Below are 21,512 nucleotides of genomic sequence, written 5' to 3'. Positions count from 1 at the left end.
ATCACCTAAAGCCTAGTCGTAAGTTGCAGTATTGCGTTGTATTTTGGCTTGGATTAGTTCTCTGCGCTGTTTCTTATTGGGTTTGCGCTCGGGATGTGGGGCATTTTGTAAACTTAATTTTCGTAAAATTTGGTACTGCTCGCGTTTCTTTAGACTTTCTACTGTCTCTTTATACAATGTTTCAGCAATCGGCGCCCCTTGGCGTTGATCTGCTAATATTTCAACCTTAACTTGTTTAACGAGATCACCTTGACGAATAGTTAAAAGTGCGCCGAGTTCCATAATTCGGCTCGCTTTACCACGCTGTCCGTTATAGTGCACTTTTCCGCCCTGTACCATTTCACGTGCAATGCTACGCGTTTTGTAAAAACGAGCTGCCCATAACCATTTATCTAAGCGAATTCTTTTCTCTGTCATTTTTTCACTCTCTTCATTGTGAAAAAACAGTATAGCAAATTGCAATAGCCAAACCAGCTACAAAAATAGACGAGTCGCAGGTTGATAAACGCGTTTTTTATGAAACAGCCGGGTTGCTGTTAACCGACTCCTTCTCAATCTGGTCACTATTTATTCCCCTAATTGGGGATAAGCACTTATTTTTTAGCCAGTTTAGATATACCCCACATTATTGATGTATTATGCTGGTTGCTAAAATAGGAACTGATGTAGCATGGCCGCTCACTGATTAGTGTGCTTTACTGTGTGTTAGATACTTAGAATGAGAAATGAAGCAGGGTATATGTTTATATCATTATCAATTTTATTACAAAAAACTTCTGGACTAGTGGTCGTGCTGGTAAGTAGTTTGTTAGCATATCAATTTGCTTTATTCACTTGGTTTTTATTACCAGAAGAGATGCCTTCGTATCAATGGACGGCCCCAATGATGAAAACGGGCGCCAAGGATAACAAGATTGGGACTAAAAAATTACAGCAGCAGCATCTCTTTGGTGAACTTGCAAAAGTTGAAAATACCGTAAAAAAAGTAGTCACGGTAAAGGAACTGCCAAAAACAAAATTAAATTTAAATCTAGTCGGGGTCGTTGCCGCTACCGAACCGTCATCTTCTAGTGCTATCGTCGCTTATCAAAACAAGCAAGATAGTTACTTTATTGGTTCAAAAATTGATGGAACAAATGCACTTGTTTCTGAAATATATGAAGATCGTATTATTATCGATGTCGATGGCGAATCGCAGACACTGATGTTAGATGGTGTTGATCAACTGAGTAAACAAAGAGCGATTCACGAAGCTCAAGCCCCAGCAGCATTCGTTGAAAGTGATGACAATGATGAAGTGAGTACGGTTGAATTAGATCGCGAAGCCTTGTTAAAAGATCCCGGTAAGCTGACTGATTATATCTATATTTCACCAGTACGGGAAGGCGGAGATGTGAAAGGGTATCGTGTCAAAGCAGGTAAAGATAGCAGCTTATTTGAGCAAGCCGGATTGAAAGATGGCGATCTTGCGATTGCATTAAACGGCATCGATTTAACGGATACACAGCAGGCATTTTCGTTAATGAAAGAGTTTCCGACGATGACTGAGATGAGTTTGACAGTTGAGAGAGACGGGCAGTTACACGACTTGTATTTACGAATTCCGTAATTTAGTCGCAAATAATGAGATTACATTATTATAGAAGAATTATAACAAGTAGTTAATCCGTAACAGAAAGTATAGATTTGGAGTTTCAGTTAAGATGATATGTTTAGGAATAAAAAACAGACTAGGTAAATTATTAAGTCTGAGTCTGTTTGCTTTAGTACTTAATGGAGCAAGCGCCGGTGTAGTATTTGCAACGGAATACTCTGCGAGTTTTAAAAATGCGGATATTAATGAATTCATCAATATTGTTGGCAAAAACCTAAATAAAACCATTATTTTAGACCCTTCTGTGCGCGGCAATATTAACGTTCGTAGTTATGATCTTTTAAATGAAAAACAGTATTACCAGTTTTTTTTAAATGTATTAGAAGTTTATGGTTTTGCCGTTGTTGAGATGGAAAGTGGTATTGTTAAAGTCATCAAGGCCAAAGATGCCAAAGTATCATCCATCCCTGTAGTTGATGATGGTCTGCAGTTTACTGGTGATGAGATGGTGACCCGCGTGGTACCTGTTACTAATGTCTCGGTACGAGAATTAGCCCCTTTACTACGTCAACTCAATGATAATGCAGGTGGTGGGAATGTCGTTCATTACGATCCTTCCAATGTGATAATGATCACTGGCCGAGCTGCAGTTGTAAATCGTTTGGTTAGAATAATTCACCGTGTTGATAAAGCGGGCGATCAGGACGTTGATATCGTAAAACTGAAATTTGCCAGCGCATTAGAGATGGTTAAAATTGTTACCGCGATTCAAAAACCTGCTGCAGGTTCTAAAAACACTACGCCGAGTATTTTACAGCCACGTTTAGTGGCTGATGAACGTACTAATTCACTGATCATTAGTGGTGAGCCAAAAACACGTGAGCGTATTGTTGCACTAGTCAATAAATTAGATGGGCAACTAATGAATGACGGTAATACACGTGTCTTTTATCTCAAATATGCCAAAGCCAAAGAGGTAGTCACCGTGCTACAAGGGGTGAGTAAAAGCATTGAAAAAGATGCTGGTAGCAACTCTAAATCAGCCTCTTCCTCTTTAAGCATAGAATCACATGAAGGGACTAATTCAGTTATTGTATCCGCGCAACCCGCATTAATGTCTTCACTGAGCAGTATTATTCACCAGCTTGATATCCGTCGCGCACAGGTATTGGTTGAAGCCATTATCGTTGAAGTATCAGAAAGTGATGGTATTAACTTAAGCACACAATGGGCAACGGAATACGGTGGCACACAATTTCAAGATAATGGTGTGACCACAGGTGAAATAGTGGGGGCCGCTTATGAAGTTAGTAATTCCGATAGTGGAGATGATTTAACCAGTGCTGCGACCGCGCTTGCAAGCATTGCAGGTGGTATTGTAGGTTTTGCAGGTAATGACTGGGGAGTGGTATTGCAAGCCATTAGCAATACAACAGGATCCAATATTCTCGCCACACCAAGCATTACCACCCTAGATAATCAAGAAGCGAGTTTTATTGTTGGTGATGAAGTGCCAGTTTTAACGGGATCGACCGCTAGCTCAGCTAATTCCAACCCGTTCCAAACTATTGAGCGTAAAGAGATAGGCATTAAACTAAAAGTCACCCCGCAAATCAATGAAGGTGATGCAGTGCAGTTGGTGATTGAACAGGAAGTGTCAACAATTAAAGGCAAAACTTCAGTTGATATTATTTTTGCAACACGCGCGGTGAAAACTACTGTTTTAGCTAAATCAGGTGAAACGGTTGTAATTGGCGGTCTAATTGATGAAAACGTCACTGAAACAGTGAATAAAGTACCCTTGTTAGGAGACATTCCCTTGTTAGGTTACCTCTTTAAATCAACGAAGAGCAGTACTGAAAAGCGCAACTTAATGGTCTTTATACGTGCCACTATTATCCGTGATGATAAGACTATGGCCGCGCTTAGTACACGTAAATACGGTTTAATCCGTAGTGTGCAACAAGAACAAAGAGATAAGGGGATTAGCTTAATGCCTAATAGTAATGCGCCAATATTACCGGAATGGGGAGAGAGTCATGAAATCAACCCTGATGATTTTGCACCAGCAAAAGATCATAAAAAAGTAGAAAAAAAGAGCGTGCAAACGAATAGTGCGCAACTGGATGCTCTGTAATGAACTTGCTTGAACAAATACCGCTTTCAGAAGAGGAGATTGCCGAGTTCACACCACGTGGCCAATTGCCCTTTCCTTTTTCTAAAAAGCATGAGTTAGTTATCCGTATCGAGGGTAACGACACTGAACTTTGTTATAAACAAAAACCGTCAGTGGATCTATTACTAGAAGTGCGCCGCGTAACTGGGCGTCCTTTTAGCTTACAGCAAGTTGATAGTGAACTTTTTGATAAGCTGGTTACATTAGCTTATCAATCGTCATCTTCAGAAGCGCAGCAATTGATGGAAGATATTGGTAGTGACGATTTCTTTGCGCTTGCAGAAGAGTTACCTGATGATGAAGATCTTCTTGAAACGGAAGATGATGCGCCGATTATCAAGCTTATCAATGCGATGTTGGGCGAGGCAATCAAAGAAGAAGCATCAGACATTCATATCGAAACCTTTGAGAACTCACTTATTATCCGTTTTCGTATTGACGGTGTGTTGCGTGAGATTTTAAAACCTCAGCGTAAGTTAGCTGCATTATTAGTTTCACGTATCAAGGTAATGGCAAAGCTGGATATCGCCGAAAAACGCATCCCACAAGACGGCCGTATTTCACTGCGCATTGGTGGGCGTGCAGTTGATGTACGTGTTTCCACTATGCCAGCAAGTTATGGTGAACGAGTTGTATTGCGTTTGCTGGATAAAAATGCGGTTAAGCTGGATCTGGCCACGCTGGGGATGACAGAGCAAAACCATACTTTATTACGTGAACTTATCCACAAACCGCATGGCATTATTTTGGTTACAGGCCCGACCGGTTCGGGAAAAAGTACAACGTTATATGCTGGGTTATTAGAGATAAATGCTAAAAACAGTAACATCCTTACGGTTGAAGATCCGATTGAGTATGCCATTGACGGGATAGGTCAAACGCAGGTAAATACTAAAGTTGATATGACTTTTGCACGTGGTTTACGGGCGATCTTACGTCAAGATCCCGATGTCGTGATGATTGGTGAAATTCGTGATTTAGAGACTGCTGAAATCGCCGTGCAGGCGAGTTTAACGGGGCACTTAGTTTTATCAACACTGCATACCAATAGCGCCGTTGGCGCCGTCACGCGTTTGCGTGATATGGGCGTTGAACCCTTTTTATTATCCTCGAGTTTGCTGGGAGTACTGGCTCAACGTTTAGTACGTCGTTTATGCCCCAGTTGCAAAGAGTCACACGTCCCAACGGAACAAGAAAAAAAGATATTAGGATTGCAATGTGACGACCCGCGGATTATTTTTCGTGCGATTGGTTGTAATAAATGTAACCAAACCGGTTACAAAGGGCGTACGGGTATCCATGAGCTGCTGGTGGTCAATGAAAATGTGCGCGAATTGATCCATACTAACGCAGGTGAGCAAGCGGTTGAAAAAGTGATTCGTCAATATACACCCAGCATTCGTGATGATGGTTTAGCCAAAGTGCTTGCCGGAAAAACAACGCTGGAAGAAATATTACGTGTAACAAGAGAGGATTAGTGTGGCTACGTTTCTTTATAAAGCAATAGATACGCGAGGAAAACAGAAGAAGGGCACATTAGAAGCTGATTCTGCACGTCTGCTACGCCAACAATTACGTAATACCGGCTTAATACCACTTGAAGTGGAAGCGGTGGCCAGTAAAAAATCCCAAAGTAGCCGTAGTTTGTTAAGCAGTAAAATTAAAACTGCAGATTTAGCATTAATTACCCGTCAATTATCTACCTTAGTGGCTTCCGCTATTCCAATCGAAGAGAGTTTGCATGCAGTTGCTGAGCAATGTGACAAAGTAAAAATAAAGTCGATGATCATTGCCGTACGTGGAGGTGTTATTGAAGGATATAGCCTTGCTGATAGTATGCGTGCTTTCCCGCTTATTTTTGATGAGCTTTTCTGTGCGATGGTTGCTGCGGGAGAAAAGTCTGGGCATCTTGATACCGTATTGGATAGGCTTGCCGATTATACTGAGCAACGGCAAGAGATGAAGAGCAAGATGATGCAAGCGCTGCTCTACCCCGTTGTATTGACACTAGTTGCCATTTCCGTGGTGGCTATTTTGCTCACCTCGGTTGTGCCGCAAGTAGTCGGTCAGTTTGAACATATGGGGGCTGAATTGCCAGGGTCTACTCGCTTCTTAATTGCAGCTAGTGACGCATTAAGTGCTTACGGTCTCTATTTTGTGGTTGTTGTTGTCGTTTTTCTGCTTGCTTGCCGGCAGATCTTAAAAAAACCAGCTAAGCAATTAAAGTTTGATCAAAAATTACTTAAATTGCCGATTATTGGTCGTGTGGCTAATGAATTAAATACCGCACGTTTTGCGCGTACACTCAGTATTTTAAATAGCAGTGCGGTACCCTTATTAGAGGCGATGTCTATTGCCGGGCAGGTACTCAGCAACCTTTATATTCGCCAGCAGGTAGGCGAAGCGACAGAGCGGGTGCGAGAAGGGGCAAGTTTAGGCGCTGCACTAAAAAGTACTAAATTATTTCCGCCAATGATGTTACATATGGTAGCCAGTGGTGAACGTAGTGGTGAACTAGGCAATATGCTGGAACGAGCCGCTGATAATCAAGACAAACAGTTTGCGGCACAAGTGACTCTTGCCTTAGGGCTTTTTGAGCCAGCTTTAGTGATTTCAATGGCTGGGGTGGTTTTATTTATCGTTGCCGCAATTTTGCAGCCAATTTTACAATTAAACAATATAGTTTCTGGTTGATTTTACAGAGCGAGTACAACTCATTAGGTATCAGATTGACTGCTGCTTTTAGATTAAATATAAAGGAAAATATCGTGAAGAATAACAACAACAAGCAAAAAGGTTTTACCTTACTCGAAATTATGGTGGTTATCGTTATTTTGGGAATTTTGGCTTCATTAGTCGTGCCGAATTTAATGGGTAACAAAGATAAAGCGGATCGTCAAAAAGTCATATCAGATGTGGTTGCATTAGAAAATGCGCTAGATATGTATAAATTAGATAATGGATCTTACCCAAGCACCGAGCAGGGAATTGAAGCATTAGTTGAACGCCCAAGTGGTTCTCCTGAGCCGCGTAATTATCTTGAAGATGGCTATATCAAACGTCTGCCGCAAGACCCATGGGGGAATAACTACGTCTTAAACAGCCCTGGTGAACACGGTAAAATTGATGTGTTATCTGTAGGACGAGATGGTGAAGAAGGGAGTGATGACGACATTGGTAATTGGAATTTGGATGGAAAAGAATAGGTCAGCCATTGTTATTTAAAACACCGCCCCAAAATAGCAGGCAGGCAGGTTTCACTCTACTTGAAATTATGCTGGTGTTGTTATTAATGGGGATGATATCTGTTGGGGTGATGATGACTATGCCTGAGCATATCATCTCAGAAGAAGATATCAGCTGGCAGGCACAACGCTTTAATACAGTGTTGCAGTTTGCCGAAGATGAAGCGTTGATTTCGGGCATTGAATTGGGCGTTTTTTTTGAAGATAACAGTTACCAATTTGTTTTTTATGATTATCCTAGTAAAAAGTGGCTAGCCGTAATTAGTGATCAGCTTCCTGGTAAAGTTGAGCTACCTGAGTCAATTCAGCTCGAGTATCTTTTATCCGGATCGGTTTGGGATGAAATAGTCAGCAATGAACAAGATGATTTTATTGATAATGATTACCTTGTTGAAATAGAAGGGGATAGCGAACTCCCCAATTTAACACCACAGGTTTATATCATGTCGAGTGGTGAAGTAACGCCATTTGAACTGCAATTTTCAGAGCGTGACGGCTTAACTAAAGCTCAATCACTGACGCTCTCTGTTAGTATGAGTGGTAAGATCAGCTTTTCTGAGTTAGTCAGCAAATGAGCATTAAGTTGACAGTAATCAAACTAAAGCAGCAAGGGATGACCCTGTTGGAGGTGATGCTTGCGCTGGCTATTTTGGCTACTGCTGGACTGTCGGTAATGAACGCTGCTTCTGAAGCATTAAGAAATCAAGCTTACTTGCAAGATAAAACTTTTGCTTTATGGGTTGCAAGTAATCGCATGGCTGAATTGAAACTAGAAAAAAAGTGGCCATCAACGAGCTGGCAGTCAGAGAGTAACGAGTTTGCGGGACAAACTTGGTATGTGCGTTATCAAACGGTAAAAACGACGGATAATAACTTTAAAGCATTGGATATTGAAGTGAGCAGTGTCAAAGAAGGCAATGCACTGGCTTATCTTAGGACCTACATTGCGAAATAATCACCAAGTGTCATCTAGACGGTTCAATAAAGGCTTTACACTGCTTGAAATGTTAGTCGCAATCTCTATCTTTGCGTTATTAAGTCTAACCGCATATCAAGTACTACAAGGTGTTCTACGCAGTGGTGAAATAAGCAAAGTGCACAGTGAATCTTTGACGCAGCTACAGCGTGCTATGCTCATTATAGAGCAGGACTTTACGCAAATCGTGGCACGCGCATCTCGCGATGAAAGTGATAACCAAGATGAATTACGGGTTATGACAGCGGGACGTTCACTGTTTGAGTCAGAAGATCAGGGCATTGAATTTAACCGCCTCGGTTGGCAAAACCCACTTAATTTATTGCCCCGCTCTAATGTTTTACGGGTACGTTATCGACTTCAAGAAGGACAATTACAACGTCTCTATTTTCTTCATCCGGATCTAGTGGTAGGACAGGAGCCACAAGTGCAGGTGTTATTAAACGATATTGAGACGCTCAGCTTCCGTTTTTGGAATGATGGTTGGCAAAGTACTTGGGAGCCCGAGAAAACGCTGCCCAGAGGGATCGAAATTACCTTTAGCAATAAGCAGTATTCTGAAATTCGTCGTGTGTTTTTAATCTCAGAAAGTGAGGTTATTAAACAATGAAAGTCGTTTGTAAGCGCAAAAAAAATAGCGTAGCACTGTTCATTGTATTGATGATTTTAGCTGTATTTTTGGTAAGAGTGGTTACTGTTGCAGCTATCATGAGCGGTCGATTAATGGTGTATTTATTAAGCTCTGAAGATGGGGGCATTCGATCATGAGCGTTATCAATAAGCGCAAACAGAATGGCGTAGCACTGATCACTGTCTTGATGATTTTAGCTGTATTTTTGGTAAGAGTGGTTACTGTTGCAGCTATCATGAGCGGTCGATTAATGGCGTATTTATTAACCTCTGAAGATGGGGTCATTCGAACATGAGCGTTATCAATAAGCGCAAACAGAATGGCGTAGCACTGATCACTGTATTGATTATTTTAGCTGTCTTTTTGGTAAGAGTGGTTACTGTTGCAGCTATCATGAGCGGTCGATTAATGGCGCATTTATTAACCTCTGAAGATGGGGTCATTCGATCATGAGCGTTATCAATAAGCGCAAACAGAATGGCGTAGCATTGATCACTGTCTTGATGATTTTAGCGATCATGGTGACAGTGGCAGCCACCATGACAGGGCGATTAACACTAAGTTTAAAACGTACTGAAGGGTTAACTTTTTCACAAAAGGTATATTGGTATGGGCAGGCTTCAGCAGATCTGGGGAGAATGATTTTAGATCAGGATTTTGCAGATAGTGACGTTGTCAGTTTGGATCAAATATGGGCAACCCCCGATATGGTGTTCCCGCTTGATAATGGCAATCTTGCTGGACAGATTAAAGATCAGCGCAGCTGTTTTAATGTAAATGCGATTGCTTTAGCTGATCAGGGTAATTCACCCGCCCTGCCAGTTACCCAATTTAGGGCTTTATTAGAGGCGATTGGTTTAACAGATTATTCTGCCGAAACGATTGCCGAATCAACACGAGATTGGATTGATAAAGATGATCAGAGTGATGCCTCTCAAGGGGCTGAAGATAGTACTTACGAAGGACGCAGTGTTGCCTATTTAGCTGCGAACGCTTTAATGGTTGATATTAGTGAGTTGCGTGCGGTGCAGGGGGTCGGTAAAAATGTATATGAAAAAATATCTCCTTATTTATGCGCATTACCTTCTGTCGATCAAAAAATCAATGTTAATACGGTGAGCGTAGATCAGCCAGAAATATTATATGCGTTATTTAAGAAAGGCCATAATATAGCTCTCTCTGATTTCAAAAAATTACTACAGGATCGGCCAACGAGTGGCTGGAATAGTGTTAATGCCTTTTTGGAAAACAGCTTATTTAAAGGCATATCTGTATCGGCAACGCTAAAAAAGCAACTTAGTGTCAGTAGTGAGTTTTTCCAATTAAACGGTCTTGTGGCGTTTGAAGATAGATTACTTGCGGTTAAGCTCTTATTTAAAATAAGCTCAAAAAAAGCCAAAGTGATACGGTATCAATCGGGCGGATTCAAATGAACTTAGTATTACAAGATGGATAATAGATACGCTAATAAGAGAGATAAAAAAAATGGAGATTATGGGTGACTGAACGATTAATAATCCGCTTAGCAAGTGAAGCTTCGCATAAAAATCATTGGCTTATATGGTCTGAAAGTGAAAATGAAATTATTGCATCTGGGCAAGTTGCTAATGCTGAGCAATTAAATCTATTAACTGAAAAAGCTGAACAGCGAGTAGTCATTTGTCTCCTGCCCGGTGTTGATATCTGTATCAAAAAGATTGCTATTAATGGCGCTTTTAATAGGCAAATGCAGCAGGCTTTACCTTATTTGGTGGAAGAAGAGTTAGCCTCTGATGTAGAAAAATTACACTTTTCAGTTATCGCCAAACAGACAGATTTACTGCATGTGGCTATTTGTGATAAACAGAAAATGTCAACTTGGTTGGCTTGGCTGAAGACGGCACAAATAATTTGTAAACAGTTTATTCCGGAAGGATTGACGCTGCCTCTTTGTGCTGATGGCAAGTGGCAAGCGGTGCAGCTTGAAAATCAGTGGATAGTCAGAGAAAGTATTCACCTTGCTTGGAGTTGTGAGCAAGCGATGCTTAATCTGCTACTAGAAAGCCAACTAGGCGATAAATTAACACAAGAGATTGAAAGCTACAGTCCGCATCCTGACAATCTGATTGGTCAGTGGACAAACCATGAGCCGGTTTTATCTATGGAGTTACTCGCAAAAGGGACACTCAATAACAAAATAAACTTACTAAGTGGTGAATTTAAGCCTAAAAAAGAGCGCAATCAGCAACTGGATAAATGGCGTATGCCTGCGATCTTAACTGTTGTGTTATTTATCTTGTTAATGATAAATATTCATTTACAGAGCACACAGCTGGAAAAGCAAACTCAGCTAGTTAAACAACACGTCGAGACGATTTATAAGCAAGCATTTCCTTTACAAGGGAAATTAAAATATGTGCGTATTAAGAAAAAACTGAAAACTATGCTGATCGGCTTAGAGGGGGATAATGCTGAATCTGGATTTTTGTCGATGCTTAACGAGTTGGTGCCCGCTTTTGCTAATAACCCACAACTTCAACCATCTAGTCTTAAGTTTGATGGTAAAAAACAAGAGATGCGAATTTTAGTTAATGGTAATAATTTTCAGTCATTTGAAAAATTTAGCGCTTTCGTGCCTGATCATTTCATTGTGGAGCAGGGTGCGCTTAATAGCAGTCATGATCGTGTTAGTGGCTTGCTAACAATAAGGAAAAGATAATGAATGAACAATTTCAAGCTTGGTGGAAGAGCCTTTCAGAAAGGGAGCAACAATTATCATCAATCAGCGCGGTTTCTTTATTGTTGGCGATTATTTATTGGGGAGCTTGGAAGCCATTATCGGACCAGTTGCAAGCGAGTCAGCAAGAATTGAGCAGTGCACAGCAGACATTAAGTTGGGTGCAGGATAAAGCAACACTATTGGTACAGGCTGGCGTCGGTAAGCAGGAAAGTAAGGGTGAAAATTTAAGCTTAGCGCAACTGGTGAATCAAAGTGCGAGAGAGCATGGTATCAATTTCTCTCGCATAGTGAATAAAAAGGAGGAGATTGAAGTTTGGATTAATGATGTTGAATTTACTCGCTTTGTCGGCTGGCTAACAGACTTAAATAATAACTATGCTGTGTCTGTTCTTAATACTGATTTTTCTAAAATGGATCAGCAGGGGCACATCAGAATTAATCGTTTATTACTTGGTTATTAATTCAGAATTAAATAAAGAGTTGTTATCTTCTATGAAAATCAAAATTATTTTATTTTTCGTTTTGTGCTACTTACTTTCACTGCTGATTACGTTACCAGCGAACAAAGTTACTGGCTTTATACCCGCGCGTTCAGGAATTCAAATAGCCAGCGTTTCTGGTTCAATCTGGCAGGGTAGGGCTAATCAACTGACTTATAAAAGAAAGTACCATTTGCAGCAGGTTGACTGGCAAATTGATTGGTCTGCATTGCTAAATCTACACTTAAAATTAAATATTGAGTTTACTAATGGTGCGCATGCAATGTCAGGGAAAGGGGCTGTTTTGTTTGGCATTTCTGGTGTGTCGGTAGAAAATTTAACTGTCGATAGCAGTGCCGCTGAATTGCTTGCCTATCTTAAATTACCGCTTCCCGTGCCTGTTGAAGCCACTGGCAATCTGCTCTTAGAGATAAAAAGTGCGACACAAGGGCAACCCTATTGCCAACTGCTCGATGGCGATATTAGTTGGCAAGATGCAGAGGTTAACAGTGATTTGGGTAATATTGATTTAGGGACGGTGGATATTGATTTAAGCTGTGAAGATGGGCAACTGGCCGCAAGTTTGCAACAGCAGTCTGGGCAGCTAAAAAGTACCATTAAGATGTTGTTAAAAGAGGGAGGGGCTTATCAGTTACAAGGTTCGCTCAAAGATAGTGATAAGTTGGAGCCTTCTATCAAGCAGGCATTATCTTGGCTGGGGCGTACAACTTCGTCGGGCGAAACGCAGCTTAACTATAAAGGTAGACTGTAATAGATTGAAAAAATCTTTAGCGTTACTGGTATAAATTCATGTGTAGATATACACTGTGTATATTTACAGCCTTATGGGGTAGTTATGAAAGAGTTAACCAAGCGTCAAAATGAAGTGCTCAATGTGATAAAAAACTGCATTGATAAAACCGGCATGCCGCCAACGCGTGTTGAGCTAGCTAAAATTCTCGGTTTTCGTAGTGCGAATGCTGCTGAAGAACATCTTAAAGCATTAGCACGTAAGGGTGCGATAGAAATGTTATCGGGCACATCACGTGGCATACGTATTCTCGGCGATTATAAAGATGATGAAGTCGTTGTTGAGCATGGGTTGCCTTTAATTGGCAGGGTTGCTGCTGGTGAGCCGATTTTGGCGCAAGAGCATATCGAGGCTCATTATAATGTTGATCCTTCCCTATTTCATCCCTGTGCGGATTTCTTATTGCGTGTATCGGGTGAGAGCATTAAAGATATTGGTATTATGGATGGTGATTTATTGGCTGTACATAAAACACAAAATATTAATAATGGGCAAGTGGTTGTCGCTCGTGTTGAAGATGAAGTCACCGTTAAACGCTTCTACCGTGAAGGTAGTCAGGTTGTTTTGAAAGCTGAAAATAACTTATTTGAGCCAATTAAAGTCGATCTGCAATATCAGTTATTTGCTATCGAAGGTGTTGCGGTAGGTGTTATTCGCACCGCTGATTGGATGTGAAAATGAAAAGTGGGGTATTGCTTGCTTTCATTGTTCTATTTACCTCCTTTTTTCTATTAGGGAAGATGCAAGCGAATCCCGGTTCCAGCAGTAACAAAGCTTTGTTGGTTCAACAAAAGGGCAAGATTTTGCCCCCTTTTTCGTTTGTTATATCAACAGACAAAACATTTTCTAACCAAGATTTGTTGAACAGATGGACTCTCTTTTTTATCGGCTACACTTACTGCCCAGATATTTGCCCGACAACATTAATGGACCTTAACCGTATCTATCCTGCGTTAGTCGCTCCCCCTTATAGTAATATTCAGGTGGTTTTTGTTTCTGTTGATCCTAACCGTGACCAAGCTGACCATTTGACTGAGTATGTTCACTATTTTAATCCTCACTTTAAAGGCGTGACAGGCACACATCAGCAACTGTTTCCTTTTGCTCAGAATTTAGGTTTGGTATACAGCATTGTTGATCAGCCGTTAGATAAATATTATTTAATCGATCATAGCGCTTCCCTTGTACTTATTAATCCTCGAGGAGAGCATCATGCCACATTTAAAGCTGAGTTGAATAAAGACGGTATTGCTCATGTGGATATGGATTTAATGGTCGAAGATATTCATCAGATCTATCAAAACTGGCAAGAAAATACGACTAGCTATTAAGCAACGGGATAGATGATAAAAAACACATTTTTAAAATTCTCAACGCATAAAAAAATATTTACTATTGCACTCCCGATGATGCTCTCCAATATTAGCGTGCCATTACTTGGCTTAGTGGATACAGCCGTGATCGGCCATCTGCCTGAATCCTATTATTTAGCCGGTGTTGCTGTGGGATCAATGGTGGTGACGTTACTTTTCTGGATGCTGGTTTTTCTACGTATGTCGACGACGGGATTGGTTGCTCAGGCATATGGCGCAAATGATTTTCAGCAGGTTTTGCGCCTTTTATTACAATCTATCCTAATTGCACTCGTATTAGCGTCGCTTTTATTGTTGCTACAGACCCCTCTCTCGTCACTCTTTTTTCATTTTATAGAGGGTAGTGAGCAGGTACTTTTATATGGCAAACAGTATTTTGATATCCGCATTTGGAGCGCACCTGCCGCTTTGCTTAATATGGTGGTGTTGGGTTGGCTATTAGGTATGCAGAATGCCAAAGTACCTATGTTTTTACTCATAATTAGTAACGCAGTTAATATTGCATTGAGCTTACTTTTTGTGGTCGGATTTGAATGGGGAGTCGCTGGCGTAGCGTGGGCTTCGTTACTTGCCGATTATATTGCGCTCATTTGTGGTTTATTGGTTATCATGAAGATGATTCAACCTTTCTACAACGTGGGGGATTTTATTAAGTTGTTAAAGCAACTGCTTAATTTGCATTCCCTACGCGCCTTTATTGCCCTAAACCGTGACATTTTCATTCGCACTTTATGCGTGCAAGTGACCTATGCATTTATGACCATGCAAGGGGTTAAACTAGGTGATGATGTCGTTTCTGCGAACTCCGTATTGATGCACTTTCTCCTCTTGATCTCTTTCTCTATGGACGGCCTTGCTTACGCGGCCGAAGCCTTAGTCGGGAAAAATATGGGTCATCGCTGTTTAAGTAAATTGAAGGACGCTGTTCATGTCACCCTATTTTGGGCATTTATTTTTAGCCTTATGCAGTCGCTACTCTTTTATTTCTATGGGCAGTGGATTATAAACCAGATCACCTCTATCAATAGCATACAAGTGGAGGCAAATAGTTATTTACCGTGGTTAATTTTGATCCCGCTGACCTCGATGCTTGGTTTCGTTTTTGATGGTGTCTTTATTGGTATGACGCGTGCAAAAGAGATGCGTAATAGTATGATTATTTCGCTGTGCTTGGTTTATTTTCCTGTTTGGTTTATTTTTTCAGCGCAAGGCAATCATGCTTTATGGATAGCGATGAATGCCTTTATGGCTGCGCGAGGAGTAACGCTTTTATGGATTTACTTACAGCTTAATAAAAAAAATAAGTTAATCGTGTAATGATTTAGTCCAGAATAGTGCATTACCAAATTTAGGATCAAGTTGATAACCGCAAAACCCCTGTTTTCGATAAGCATTTATTGCAATCTCATTGCCCTCTAATACCTCCAGCGTCATTTTGCAGCAGCCCCGAGAGAGTGCGATTTTTTCAATTTCACTGAACAGTAAATTTGTTACTCCTTGTCCCCGAAATGCAGCGCACACGGCAACATCATGAATATTGAGTAAGGGTTTGCAGGCAAAGGTTGAAAATCCCTCTATTGCGGTCAGTATGGCGGCTGCTTGCCCATTTTTGAAGGCTAATACAATAAACACATCATTACGTTTTAATAATGTCTCAATAAGATTTTGTTTAGCGAAATCGGAGAGATCTTCTCCTCCACCCATCGGATCGCATGCATAATCCGACATTAATTTTAGGTAGGCCTTTGCATGTTCTGCCTGTGTTAAATCAGCTTGAATAATTTTAAACATTTTTAGTCTCTTTATGGTTTTTAATAATATTACCATTTTACCGAAAATTTTGTTGTCTTGGCTAATTTAGGTTAGACTTCTAGATGTCTAAATGAAATAGTTAATATGGAGTTCTGTTATGCCTATTCGTATCCCTGATGATCTGCCTGCCGCAGGTATTTTAAAGTCTGAAAATATTTTCACTATGTCTGAAACACGCGCAAGCCATCAAAATATTCGCCCTCTTCGAGTCTTGATTTTGAATTTAATGCCTAAAAAGATTGAAACGGAAACGCAATTAATGCGGCTACTCTCTAATACCCCATTGCAAGTGGATATTGAATTATTACGTGTAGATGCACGTGCTTCACGAAATACTCCACAATCGCATTTAGATACTTTTTATGGCGATTTTGAACGTGTTAAGAATCAAAAATGGGATGGGTTTATTATTACCGGTGCACCACTGGGGACAATCCCTTTTGAAGAGGTTTATTACTGGGATAAATTTACTGAAATTTTAGAATGGTCTCGTCATAATGTTACTTCCACGCTATTTTTATGCTGGGCGGCACAGGCTGCATTTAAATATTTATACGGCCTAGAAAAAATGACACGTGAAAGAAAACTTTCGGGGATTTACGAGCATACAACACATCATCATCATCATCCTCTAGTACGTGGTTTTGATGACTTCTTTTGGGCGCCGTTGTCACGTTTTGCGGAGTTTGATTCAGAATATACAAGTGCGAATAGTGACTTAACTATTTTTGCTGACGCACCTGAAGCTGGTATCTATTTGGCTGCTAGCCCAGATTGTCGACAAGTATTTATTACCGGTCACCCCGAATATGATGCTGATACGCTCAACAATGAGTACTTGCGAGATCTTGATGAGGGGGTTAATCCGATGTTGCCTGAGAACTATTATCCCAGTGATGATGCACAGCAAACACCCCGTGCAACTTGGCGCAGTCATGGGAATTTATTGTATAGCAATTGGCTGAATTATTGTGTCTACCAAGTAACGCCTTATGATTTATCTGAGTTAATATAAAAATGTGATGAACTTAATAAAATAACTTATAAATAGTTTGCTGTACTGGAAATATGGAGAATCTTAACTATTATTAATGTAGTTAAGAAGGAAAAAGGAGGAATAGTTATTATCTTATATTGTTTTTCAGTAAGGCTAATACCTGATAGGAGTTGCTGTCGGTAGCTCATCGCCCAATGGGTATTGTGGGTTTGGTCTTTTTATTTGACTACTTTCACAGCTTAAAAAAAACATAATGCTGCGAATTTTTTACTAATGGAGGGCTTAGATATTATTACTTCATATCAGTTTGTTAAAAGTGGTAATAAATTTTTAGGAGTCTGTTATTTTAAGCGACTCATCGCCAAATTGGCCTTTTAATTATCACTTTATTTACAACATGGTAGTCGATTATAACCTAAATAAGTTTTAGTTTTGTTGTGAGTATTGAGTGTGTTATTGATCTTTGTATTTTAAATCTGTTTCATTGATAAACGTATTTATTTGGTCGTTTATGTTTTTTCAGATTAATGGAGTACAAACGCTGATGGATGGTAAGAGATCAACAAGCAAAGAAGCTACAAATTCTATTTATTATGATGACATTACAATGTTTTTTTAAGTTAAAGCGAGCTGTCTCTAGCTCGTTTTTTTATTTGTCTGGTAAAGTTGCGAATATCCCCTGCCCATTTATTTCTGCTATCTCTGTTTATACCAATAATCAACTATCAATTTATTCATTATTTATAACAAAATATTTCAATCAGCGGATACCTTTATGACATAAAAGCCGATTGCTTTTATGTTAATATATGTATATTCGAACTGCTTGAATTTGCATCATCAAGTAGCTTGGTCATACCAGTACTTATTAGCAAAAATAGCAGGGAACTCTATGCCAATTAACGATCGTAGCGCACTTATCAAGGCGCAATTAGCAAAACACATTCTTCTTATTGATGGCGGGATGGGCACCATGATCCAGTCCTATAAATTTGAAGAAGAGGATTATCGTGGCAAACGCTTCGCTGATTGGTCATCTGATGTAAAAGGTAATAACGATTTATTGGTGTTAACGCAACCTCGAGTGATTGCTGATATCCATCGTCAATATCTTGATGCGGGTGCCGATATTCTTGAAACTAATACCTTTAACGCAACGACGATTGCGATGGCTGATTACAATATGCAATCGCTTTCTGCTGAAATTAATCGACAAGCGGCGCGTTTGGCGCGCGAAGTTGCTGATCAGAAAACGTCGGAAACACCAGATCGTCCGCGTTTTGTTGCTGGCGTTTTAGGGCCGACAAATCGCACCTGTTCAATTTCACCTGATGTAAACGATCCCGCATTTCGTAACGTCAGTTTTGATGAATTAGTCGAGGCATACAGTGAATCAACCCACGCGTTAATTGCTGGCGGTTGTGATTTGATTTTAATTGAAACTATTTTTGATACGCTTAATGCCAAAGCGGCTGTTTTTGCGGTCAGTGGCGTCTTTGAAGAACTGGGTTATAAATTGCCCGTTATGATCTCCGGTACGATAACCGATGCTTCTGGGCGCACGCTGTCGGGACAAACAACCGAAGCATTTTATAACTCGCTGCGCCATATTGAACCAATTTCATTTGGCTTGAACTGCGCGCTTGGTCCTGATGAACTGCGTCAATATGTACAAGAGATGTCACGTATTTCAGAAACCTATGTTTCAGCGCACCCCAACGCAGGGTTACCTAATGCGTTTGGTGAATACGACTTAGAAGCCGATGAAATGGCTGTGCATATTAAGGAGTGGGCTAAAAGTGGTTTCTTAAATTTAGTCGGGGGCTGTTGTGGTACCACACCCGAGCATATTCGCGCCATGGCGGGTGCTGTTGCAGGGGTTAAACCGCGCGTATTACCTGATATTGAAATTGCTTGTCGCTTAAGTGGGTTAGAAGCATTAACAATACGCAATGATTCATTATTCCAGAACGTCGGTGAGCGTACCAATGTGACCGGATCGGCACGTTTTAAACGTTTAATTATGGATGAACGCTATGATGAAGCATTAGAAGTTGCACTTCATCAAGTTGAAGCTGGCGCAGATGTTATTGATATTAATATGGATGAAGCGATGCTTGATTCGCTGTCTGCGATGAAACGCTTTCTCAATTTATGTGCCTCTGAGCCAGATATTTGTAGAGTACCCATTATGGTCGATTCTTCTAAATGGGAAATTTTAGAAGCGGGTCTTAAGTGTGTGCAAGGTAAAGGGATTGTTAACTCAATCAGTATGAAAGAGGGCGTTGATAAGTTTATTGAGCAGGCGAAGTTAATTCGTCGTTATGGTTTTGCGATGATAGTCATGGCCTTTGATGAAAAGGGCCAAGCGGATACTCGAGCGCGTAAATTTGAAATCTGTAAACGCTCCTATGATATTTTGGTTAATCAAGTGGGATTCCCGCCGGAAGATATTATTTTCGATCCCAATATATTTGCAGTGGCAACAGGCATCGCAGAGCATAATAATTATGCCGTTGATTTTATTGAAGCGGTTAAAGATATTAAAGAGAATTTACCCCATGCGATGATTTCCGGTGGTGTCTCCAACGTATCTTTCTCTTTCCGTGGTAATAACCCTGTGCGTGAAGCAATTCATGCCGTATTTCTTTATTACTGTATTCAAAACGGTATGGATATGGGCATTGTCAATGCCGAACAATTAGCTATTTACGATGATATTGAAAAGGATCTTAAAAAAGCAGTTGAAGCGGTTATATTGAATACCAGCCCAGATGCTACCGACGCTCTCTTGGATATAGCCGAAAAATATCGCGGTGCAGGTGCAGAAAAAATCGATGATGGTAAAGCCTTAGAGTGGCGAAACCTACCTGTTAACGAGCGTATCGCCCATGCTTTAGTGAAAGGAATTACTGAGTTTATTGAAGCCGATACAGAAGAAGCACGTAGTCACGCAGAAATGCCCATCGATGTGATTGAAGGGCCATTAATGGATGGCATGAATATCGTAGGTGATCTTTTTGGTGAGGGGAAAATGTTTCTTCCTCAGGTGGTAAAATCTGCACGCGTGATGAAACAAGCGGTCGCATATCTCAATCCCTATATTGAAGCAACAAAACAGGCTGGGACAACCAATGGTAAGATCGTGATGGCAACCGTTAAAGGTGATGTTCACGATATTGGCAAAAATATAGTTGGTGTTATTTTACAGTGTAATAATTACCAGATTATCGATCTTGGTGTGATGGTGTCCTGTGAAAAAATTATCAAAACGGCAATTACAGAAAAAGCCGATATCATTGGCTTATCTGGTTTAATTACGCCTTCTCTTGATGAAATGGTCTATGTTGCCAAAGAGATGCAGCGTCAAGGTTTAAAACTGCCTCTTTTAATTGGCGGCGCAACAACATCGAAAGCCCATACTGCCGTTAAAATTGAGCAGAATTATGACCAGCCTGTGGTGTATGTCTCGAATGCCTCTCGTGCTGTAGGCGTTTGCCAGAAATTATTAAACCCAAAAAACAAACCCGAATTTGTTGAAAAACTCAATGAAGATTACCGTCGCGTACGTGAGCAATATGAAAATAGGCGTCCGCGCAGCGCTGCCGTATCACTGCAACGAGCACGCGCGAATAGCGCAAAAATAGATTGGGCTAATTACCAGCCGCCAGTGCCAAATCAGCTCGGGACGCAAGTAATTAAGCAGATGTCGATTAGTGTATTACGTGATTATATAGATTGGACTCCTTTCTTTATGACTTGGGGGCTGGCGGGTAAATATCCACGTATTCTTGACGATGAAGTGGTTGGCGAAGAGGCAAGCCGTGTTTTTAATGACGCTTTAGAAATGCTCGATATAGTTGAAGCACAAGGCGAAATTTCTGCAAACGGTATTGTCGGTATTTTTCCTGCCAATAGCATCGGGGATGATATTGAAATCTATGCCGATGAATCTCGAACAGAAATAATACAAGTGGGTCATCACCTGCGCCAGCAATCGGAGAAAAAAGCGCCTTTTGTTAACCATTGCTTGGCGGACTATATCGCTCCTAAATCGTCTGGGGTTGCTGATTATATTGGCGCATTTGCGGTGACTGGCGGTATTGGCGAACGACAGGTAGCTGAACGCTATCGAACTGATAATGATGATTATAATGCGATTTTAGTACAAGCTGTTTGTGACCGTTTAGCAGAGGCTTTTGCCGAGTACCTGCATCAAAAAACACGTAAAGAGTATTGGGGATTTGCAGCGCATGAAACATTAGCCAATGATGATCTTATTCGTGAGAAATACCAAGGTATTCGCCCTGCGCCGGGTTATCCCGCCTGCCCTGAACACTCAGAAAAAGAGGTTATTTGGGATTTAATGGATGTTGAGCAACAGATCGGCATGCAATTAACCAGTAGTTACGCTATGTACCCTGGGGCTGCTGTATCGGGCTGGATATTCTCGCATCCCGAAAGTCGTTATTTTGCAGTGGCAAAAATTCAGCAAGACCAACTTGATGATTATGCCTTGCGTAAAGGTTGGGACAAATTAACAGCAGAAAGATGGTTAGGCCCCAATTTGTCATAATTATTATTACTATAAGAGGGGCGAATTTGCCCCCCTTTCAGCTATTAAACGCAATTATTCCACAATTTATTTGCTAATAATTTAATAGGCCTTTATTTATCGCGCCTATCTCTCTATCATTAA

The 21,512-nt window shown here is 40.6% G+C and carries 21 protein-coding genes; 19 read left to right on the top strand and 2 right to left on the bottom strand.

What is annotated here, in order from left to right; translation table 11 throughout:
* Positions 1-12 precede the first annotated feature (12 nt).
* A complete protein-coding gene (gene hslR / locus KSO91_RS02395; RefSeq protein ID WP_238740986.1) occupies positions 13-417 on the bottom strand; it encodes a ribosome-associated heat shock protein Hsp15 in 405 nt (134 codons plus the stop codon).
* A gap of 322 nt (positions 418-739) precedes the next feature.
* Between hslR and gspC the strand changes: the two genes are divergently transcribed.
* The 17 genes from gspC (at position 740) to KSO91_RS02310 (ending at position 15,321) form a co-directional block, all read left to right on the top strand.
* On the top strand, positions 740-1,609 hold the full coding sequence (gspC, locus tag KSO91_RS02390; RefSeq protein WP_238740984.1) for a type II secretion system protein GspC: 870 nt from the start codon (positions 740-742) through the stop codon (positions 1,607-1,609).
* A 94-nt stretch (positions 1,610-1,703) separates the two neighbouring features.
* Positions 1,704-3,731: a type II secretion system secretin GspD gene (gene gspD, locus KSO91_RS02385; protein WP_238740982.1), complete on the top strand. Its 2,028-nt coding sequence runs from the start codon at positions 1,704-1,706 to the stop codon at positions 3,729-3,731.
* Complete coding sequence (gene gspE / locus KSO91_RS02380; RefSeq protein ID WP_238740980.1) at positions 3,731-5,248, top strand: type II secretion system ATPase GspE; 1,518 nt, start codon at positions 3,731-3,733, stop codon at positions 5,246-5,248. The genes gspD and gspE overlap by 1 nt, the downstream gene beginning before the upstream one ends.
* A gap of 1 nt (position 5,249) precedes the next feature.
* Positions 5,250-6,464: a type II secretion system inner membrane protein GspF gene (gspF, locus tag KSO91_RS02375; protein ID WP_238740979.1), complete on the top strand. Its 1,215-nt coding sequence runs from the start codon at positions 5,250-5,252 to the stop codon at positions 6,462-6,464.
* A gap of 74 nt (positions 6,465-6,538) precedes the next feature.
* Positions 6,539-6,976, top strand: a complete 438-nt coding sequence (gene gspG / locus KSO91_RS02370) for a type II secretion system major pseudopilin GspG (RefSeq protein WP_338049729.1) — start codon at positions 6,539-6,541, stop codon at positions 6,974-6,976.
* An 8-nt stretch (positions 6,977-6,984) separates the two neighbouring features.
* Positions 6,985-7,590, top strand: coding sequence for a type II secretion system minor pseudopilin GspH (gene gspH, locus KSO91_RS02365; RefSeq protein WP_238740977.1), 606 nt, complete (start codon positions 6,985-6,987; stop codon positions 7,588-7,590).
* 8 nt (positions 7,591-7,598) lie between these two features.
* A complete protein-coding gene (gspI, locus tag KSO91_RS02360; RefSeq protein ID WP_275113884.1) occupies positions 7,599-7,970 on the top strand; it encodes a type II secretion system minor pseudopilin GspI in 372 nt (123 codons plus the stop codon).
* Entirely contained in the window at positions 7,960-8,601 is a 642-nt protein-coding gene (gspJ, locus tag KSO91_RS02355; RefSeq protein ID WP_238740975.1) for a type II secretion system minor pseudopilin GspJ, read from the top strand. The genes gspI and gspJ overlap by 11 nt, the downstream gene beginning before the upstream one ends.
* Positions 8,602-8,755: 154 nt before the next feature.
* On the top strand, positions 8,756-8,917 hold the full coding sequence (locus tag KSO91_RS02350) for a hypothetical protein (RefSeq protein ID WP_238740973.1): 162 nt from the start codon (positions 8,756-8,758) through the stop codon (positions 8,915-8,917).
* Positions 8,914-9,075: a hypothetical protein gene (locus tag KSO91_RS02345; protein WP_238740971.1), complete on the top strand. Its 162-nt coding sequence runs from the start codon at positions 8,914-8,916 to the stop codon at positions 9,073-9,075. The genes KSO91_RS02350 and KSO91_RS02345 overlap by 4 nt, the downstream gene beginning before the upstream one ends.
* Positions 9,072-10,055, top strand: coding sequence for a type II secretion system minor pseudopilin GspK (gspK, locus tag KSO91_RS02340; RefSeq protein ID WP_238740968.1), 984 nt, complete (start codon positions 9,072-9,074; stop codon positions 10,053-10,055). The genes KSO91_RS02345 and gspK overlap by 4 nt, the downstream gene beginning before the upstream one ends.
* 65 nt (positions 10,056-10,120) lie before the next feature.
* Entirely contained in the window at positions 10,121-11,320 is a 1,200-nt protein-coding gene (gene gspL, locus KSO91_RS02335; RefSeq protein WP_238740967.1) for a type II secretion system protein GspL, read from the top strand.
* Complete coding sequence (locus KSO91_RS02330; RefSeq protein ID WP_238740966.1) at positions 11,320-11,802, top strand: type II secretion system protein M; 483 nt, start codon at positions 11,320-11,322, stop codon at positions 11,800-11,802. Before gspL ends, KSO91_RS02330 begins: the two co-directional genes overlap by 1 nt.
* A gap of 31 nt (positions 11,803-11,833) precedes the next feature.
* Positions 11,834-12,592 carry a type II secretion system protein N gene (locus KSO91_RS02325; RefSeq protein WP_238740965.1) on the top strand — a complete coding sequence of 253 codons (759 nt, stop codon included), beginning with the start codon at positions 11,834-11,836 and terminating at the stop codon, positions 12,590-12,592.
* 84 nt (positions 12,593-12,676) lie between these two features.
* Positions 12,677-13,306 (top strand): transcriptional repressor LexA, encoded by a 630-nt coding sequence (lexA, locus tag KSO91_RS02320; protein ID WP_238740963.1) that lies wholly within the window; start codon positions 12,677-12,679, stop codon positions 13,304-13,306.
* A 2-nt stretch (positions 13,307-13,308) separates the two neighbouring features.
* Complete coding sequence (locus tag KSO91_RS02315) at positions 13,309-13,962, top strand: SCO family protein (protein WP_238740961.1); 654 nt, start codon at positions 13,309-13,311, stop codon at positions 13,960-13,962.
* A 12-nt stretch (positions 13,963-13,974) separates the two neighbouring features.
* A complete protein-coding gene (locus KSO91_RS02310) occupies positions 13,975-15,321 on the top strand; it encodes an MATE family efflux transporter (RefSeq protein WP_238740959.1) in 1,347 nt (448 codons plus the stop codon).
* On the opposite strand, the gene KSO91_RS02305 is transcribed toward KSO91_RS02310, so the two are convergent.
* On the bottom strand, positions 15,310-15,795 hold the full coding sequence (locus tag KSO91_RS02305; RefSeq protein ID WP_238740958.1) for a GNAT family N-acetyltransferase: 486 nt from the start codon (positions 15,793-15,795) through the stop codon (positions 15,310-15,312). The two genes, KSO91_RS02310 and KSO91_RS02305, sit on opposite strands and share 12 nt — an antisense overlap.
* Positions 15,796-15,913: 118 nt before the next feature.
* On the opposite strand from KSO91_RS02305, the gene metA reads away from it, so the two are divergent.
* Positions 15,914-16,831, top strand: coding sequence for a homoserine O-acetyltransferase MetA (gene metA, locus KSO91_RS02300; RefSeq protein WP_238740956.1), 918 nt, complete (start codon positions 15,914-15,916; stop codon positions 16,829-16,831).
* Between the two features lie 874 nt (positions 16,832-17,705).
* The gene (gene metH / locus KSO91_RS02295; RefSeq protein WP_238740954.1) at positions 17,706-21,389 is read left to right on the top strand and encodes a methionine synthase; all 3,684 of its coding nucleotides are present in this window, start codon (positions 17,706-17,708) and stop codon (positions 21,387-21,389) included.
* Positions 21,390-21,512: the final 123 nt, after the last annotated feature.

This window comes from Psychromonas antarctica (assembly GCF_022267535.1).
In the GTDB taxonomy this organism is placed as follows: Bacteria; Pseudomonadota; Gammaproteobacteria; order Enterobacterales; family Psychromonadaceae; genus Psychromonas; species Psychromonas antarctica.
The sequence above is the reverse complement of the archived record's forward strand: the minus strand, read 5'-3'. Positions and strand labels throughout refer to the sequence as shown.

Excerpts from the sequence above, each read along its gene's own strand:
- gspK (WP_238740968.1), top strand. The coding sequence starts at position 9,072 with ATGAGCGTTATCAATAAGCGCAAACAGAATGGCGTAGCATTGATCACT.
- lexA (WP_238740963.1), top strand. The coding sequence starts at position 12,677 with ATGAAAGAGTTAACCAAGCGTCAAAATGAAGTGCTCAATGTGATAAAA.
- KSO91_RS02315 (WP_238740961.1), top strand. The coding sequence starts at position 13,309 with ATGAAAAGTGGGGTATTGCTTGCTTTCATTGTTCTATTTACCTCCTTT.
- KSO91_RS02345 (WP_238740971.1), top strand. The coding sequence starts at position 8,914 with ATGAGCGTTATCAATAAGCGCAAACAGAATGGCGTAGCACTGATCACT.
- hslR (WP_238740986.1), bottom strand. The coding sequence starts at position 417 with ATGACAGAGAAAAGAATTCGCTTAGATAAATGGTTATGGGCAGCTCGT.
- KSO91_RS02305 (WP_238740958.1), bottom strand. The coding sequence starts at position 15,795 with ATGTTTAAAATTATTCAAGCTGATTTAACACAGGCAGAACATGCAAAG.
- KSO91_RS02310 (WP_238740959.1), top strand. The coding sequence starts at position 13,975 with ATGATAAAAAACACATTTTTAAAATTCTCAACGCATAAAAAAATATTT.
- gspE (WP_238740980.1), top strand. The coding sequence starts at position 3,731 with ATGAACTTGCTTGAACAAATACCGCTTTCAGAAGAGGAGATTGCCGAG.
- gspD (WP_238740982.1), top strand. The coding sequence starts at position 1,704 with ATGATATGTTTAGGAATAAAAAACAGACTAGGTAAATTATTAAGTCTG.
- KSO91_RS02325 (WP_238740965.1), top strand. The coding sequence starts at position 11,834 with ATGAAAATCAAAATTATTTTATTTTTCGTTTTGTGCTACTTACTTTCA.
- KSO91_RS02330 (WP_238740966.1), top strand. The coding sequence starts at position 11,320 with ATGAATGAACAATTTCAAGCTTGGTGGAAGAGCCTTTCAGAAAGGGAG.
- KSO91_RS02350 (WP_238740973.1), top strand. The coding sequence starts at position 8,756 with ATGAGCGTTATCAATAAGCGCAAACAGAATGGCGTAGCACTGATCACT.
- metA (WP_238740956.1), top strand. The coding sequence starts at position 15,914 with ATGCCTATTCGTATCCCTGATGATCTGCCTGCCGCAGGTATTTTAAAG.
- metH (WP_238740954.1), top strand. The coding sequence starts at position 17,706 with ATGCCAATTAACGATCGTAGCGCACTTATCAAGGCGCAATTAGCAAAA.
- gspC (WP_238740984.1), top strand. The coding sequence starts at position 740 with ATGTTTATATCATTATCAATTTTATTACAAAAAACTTCTGGACTAGTG.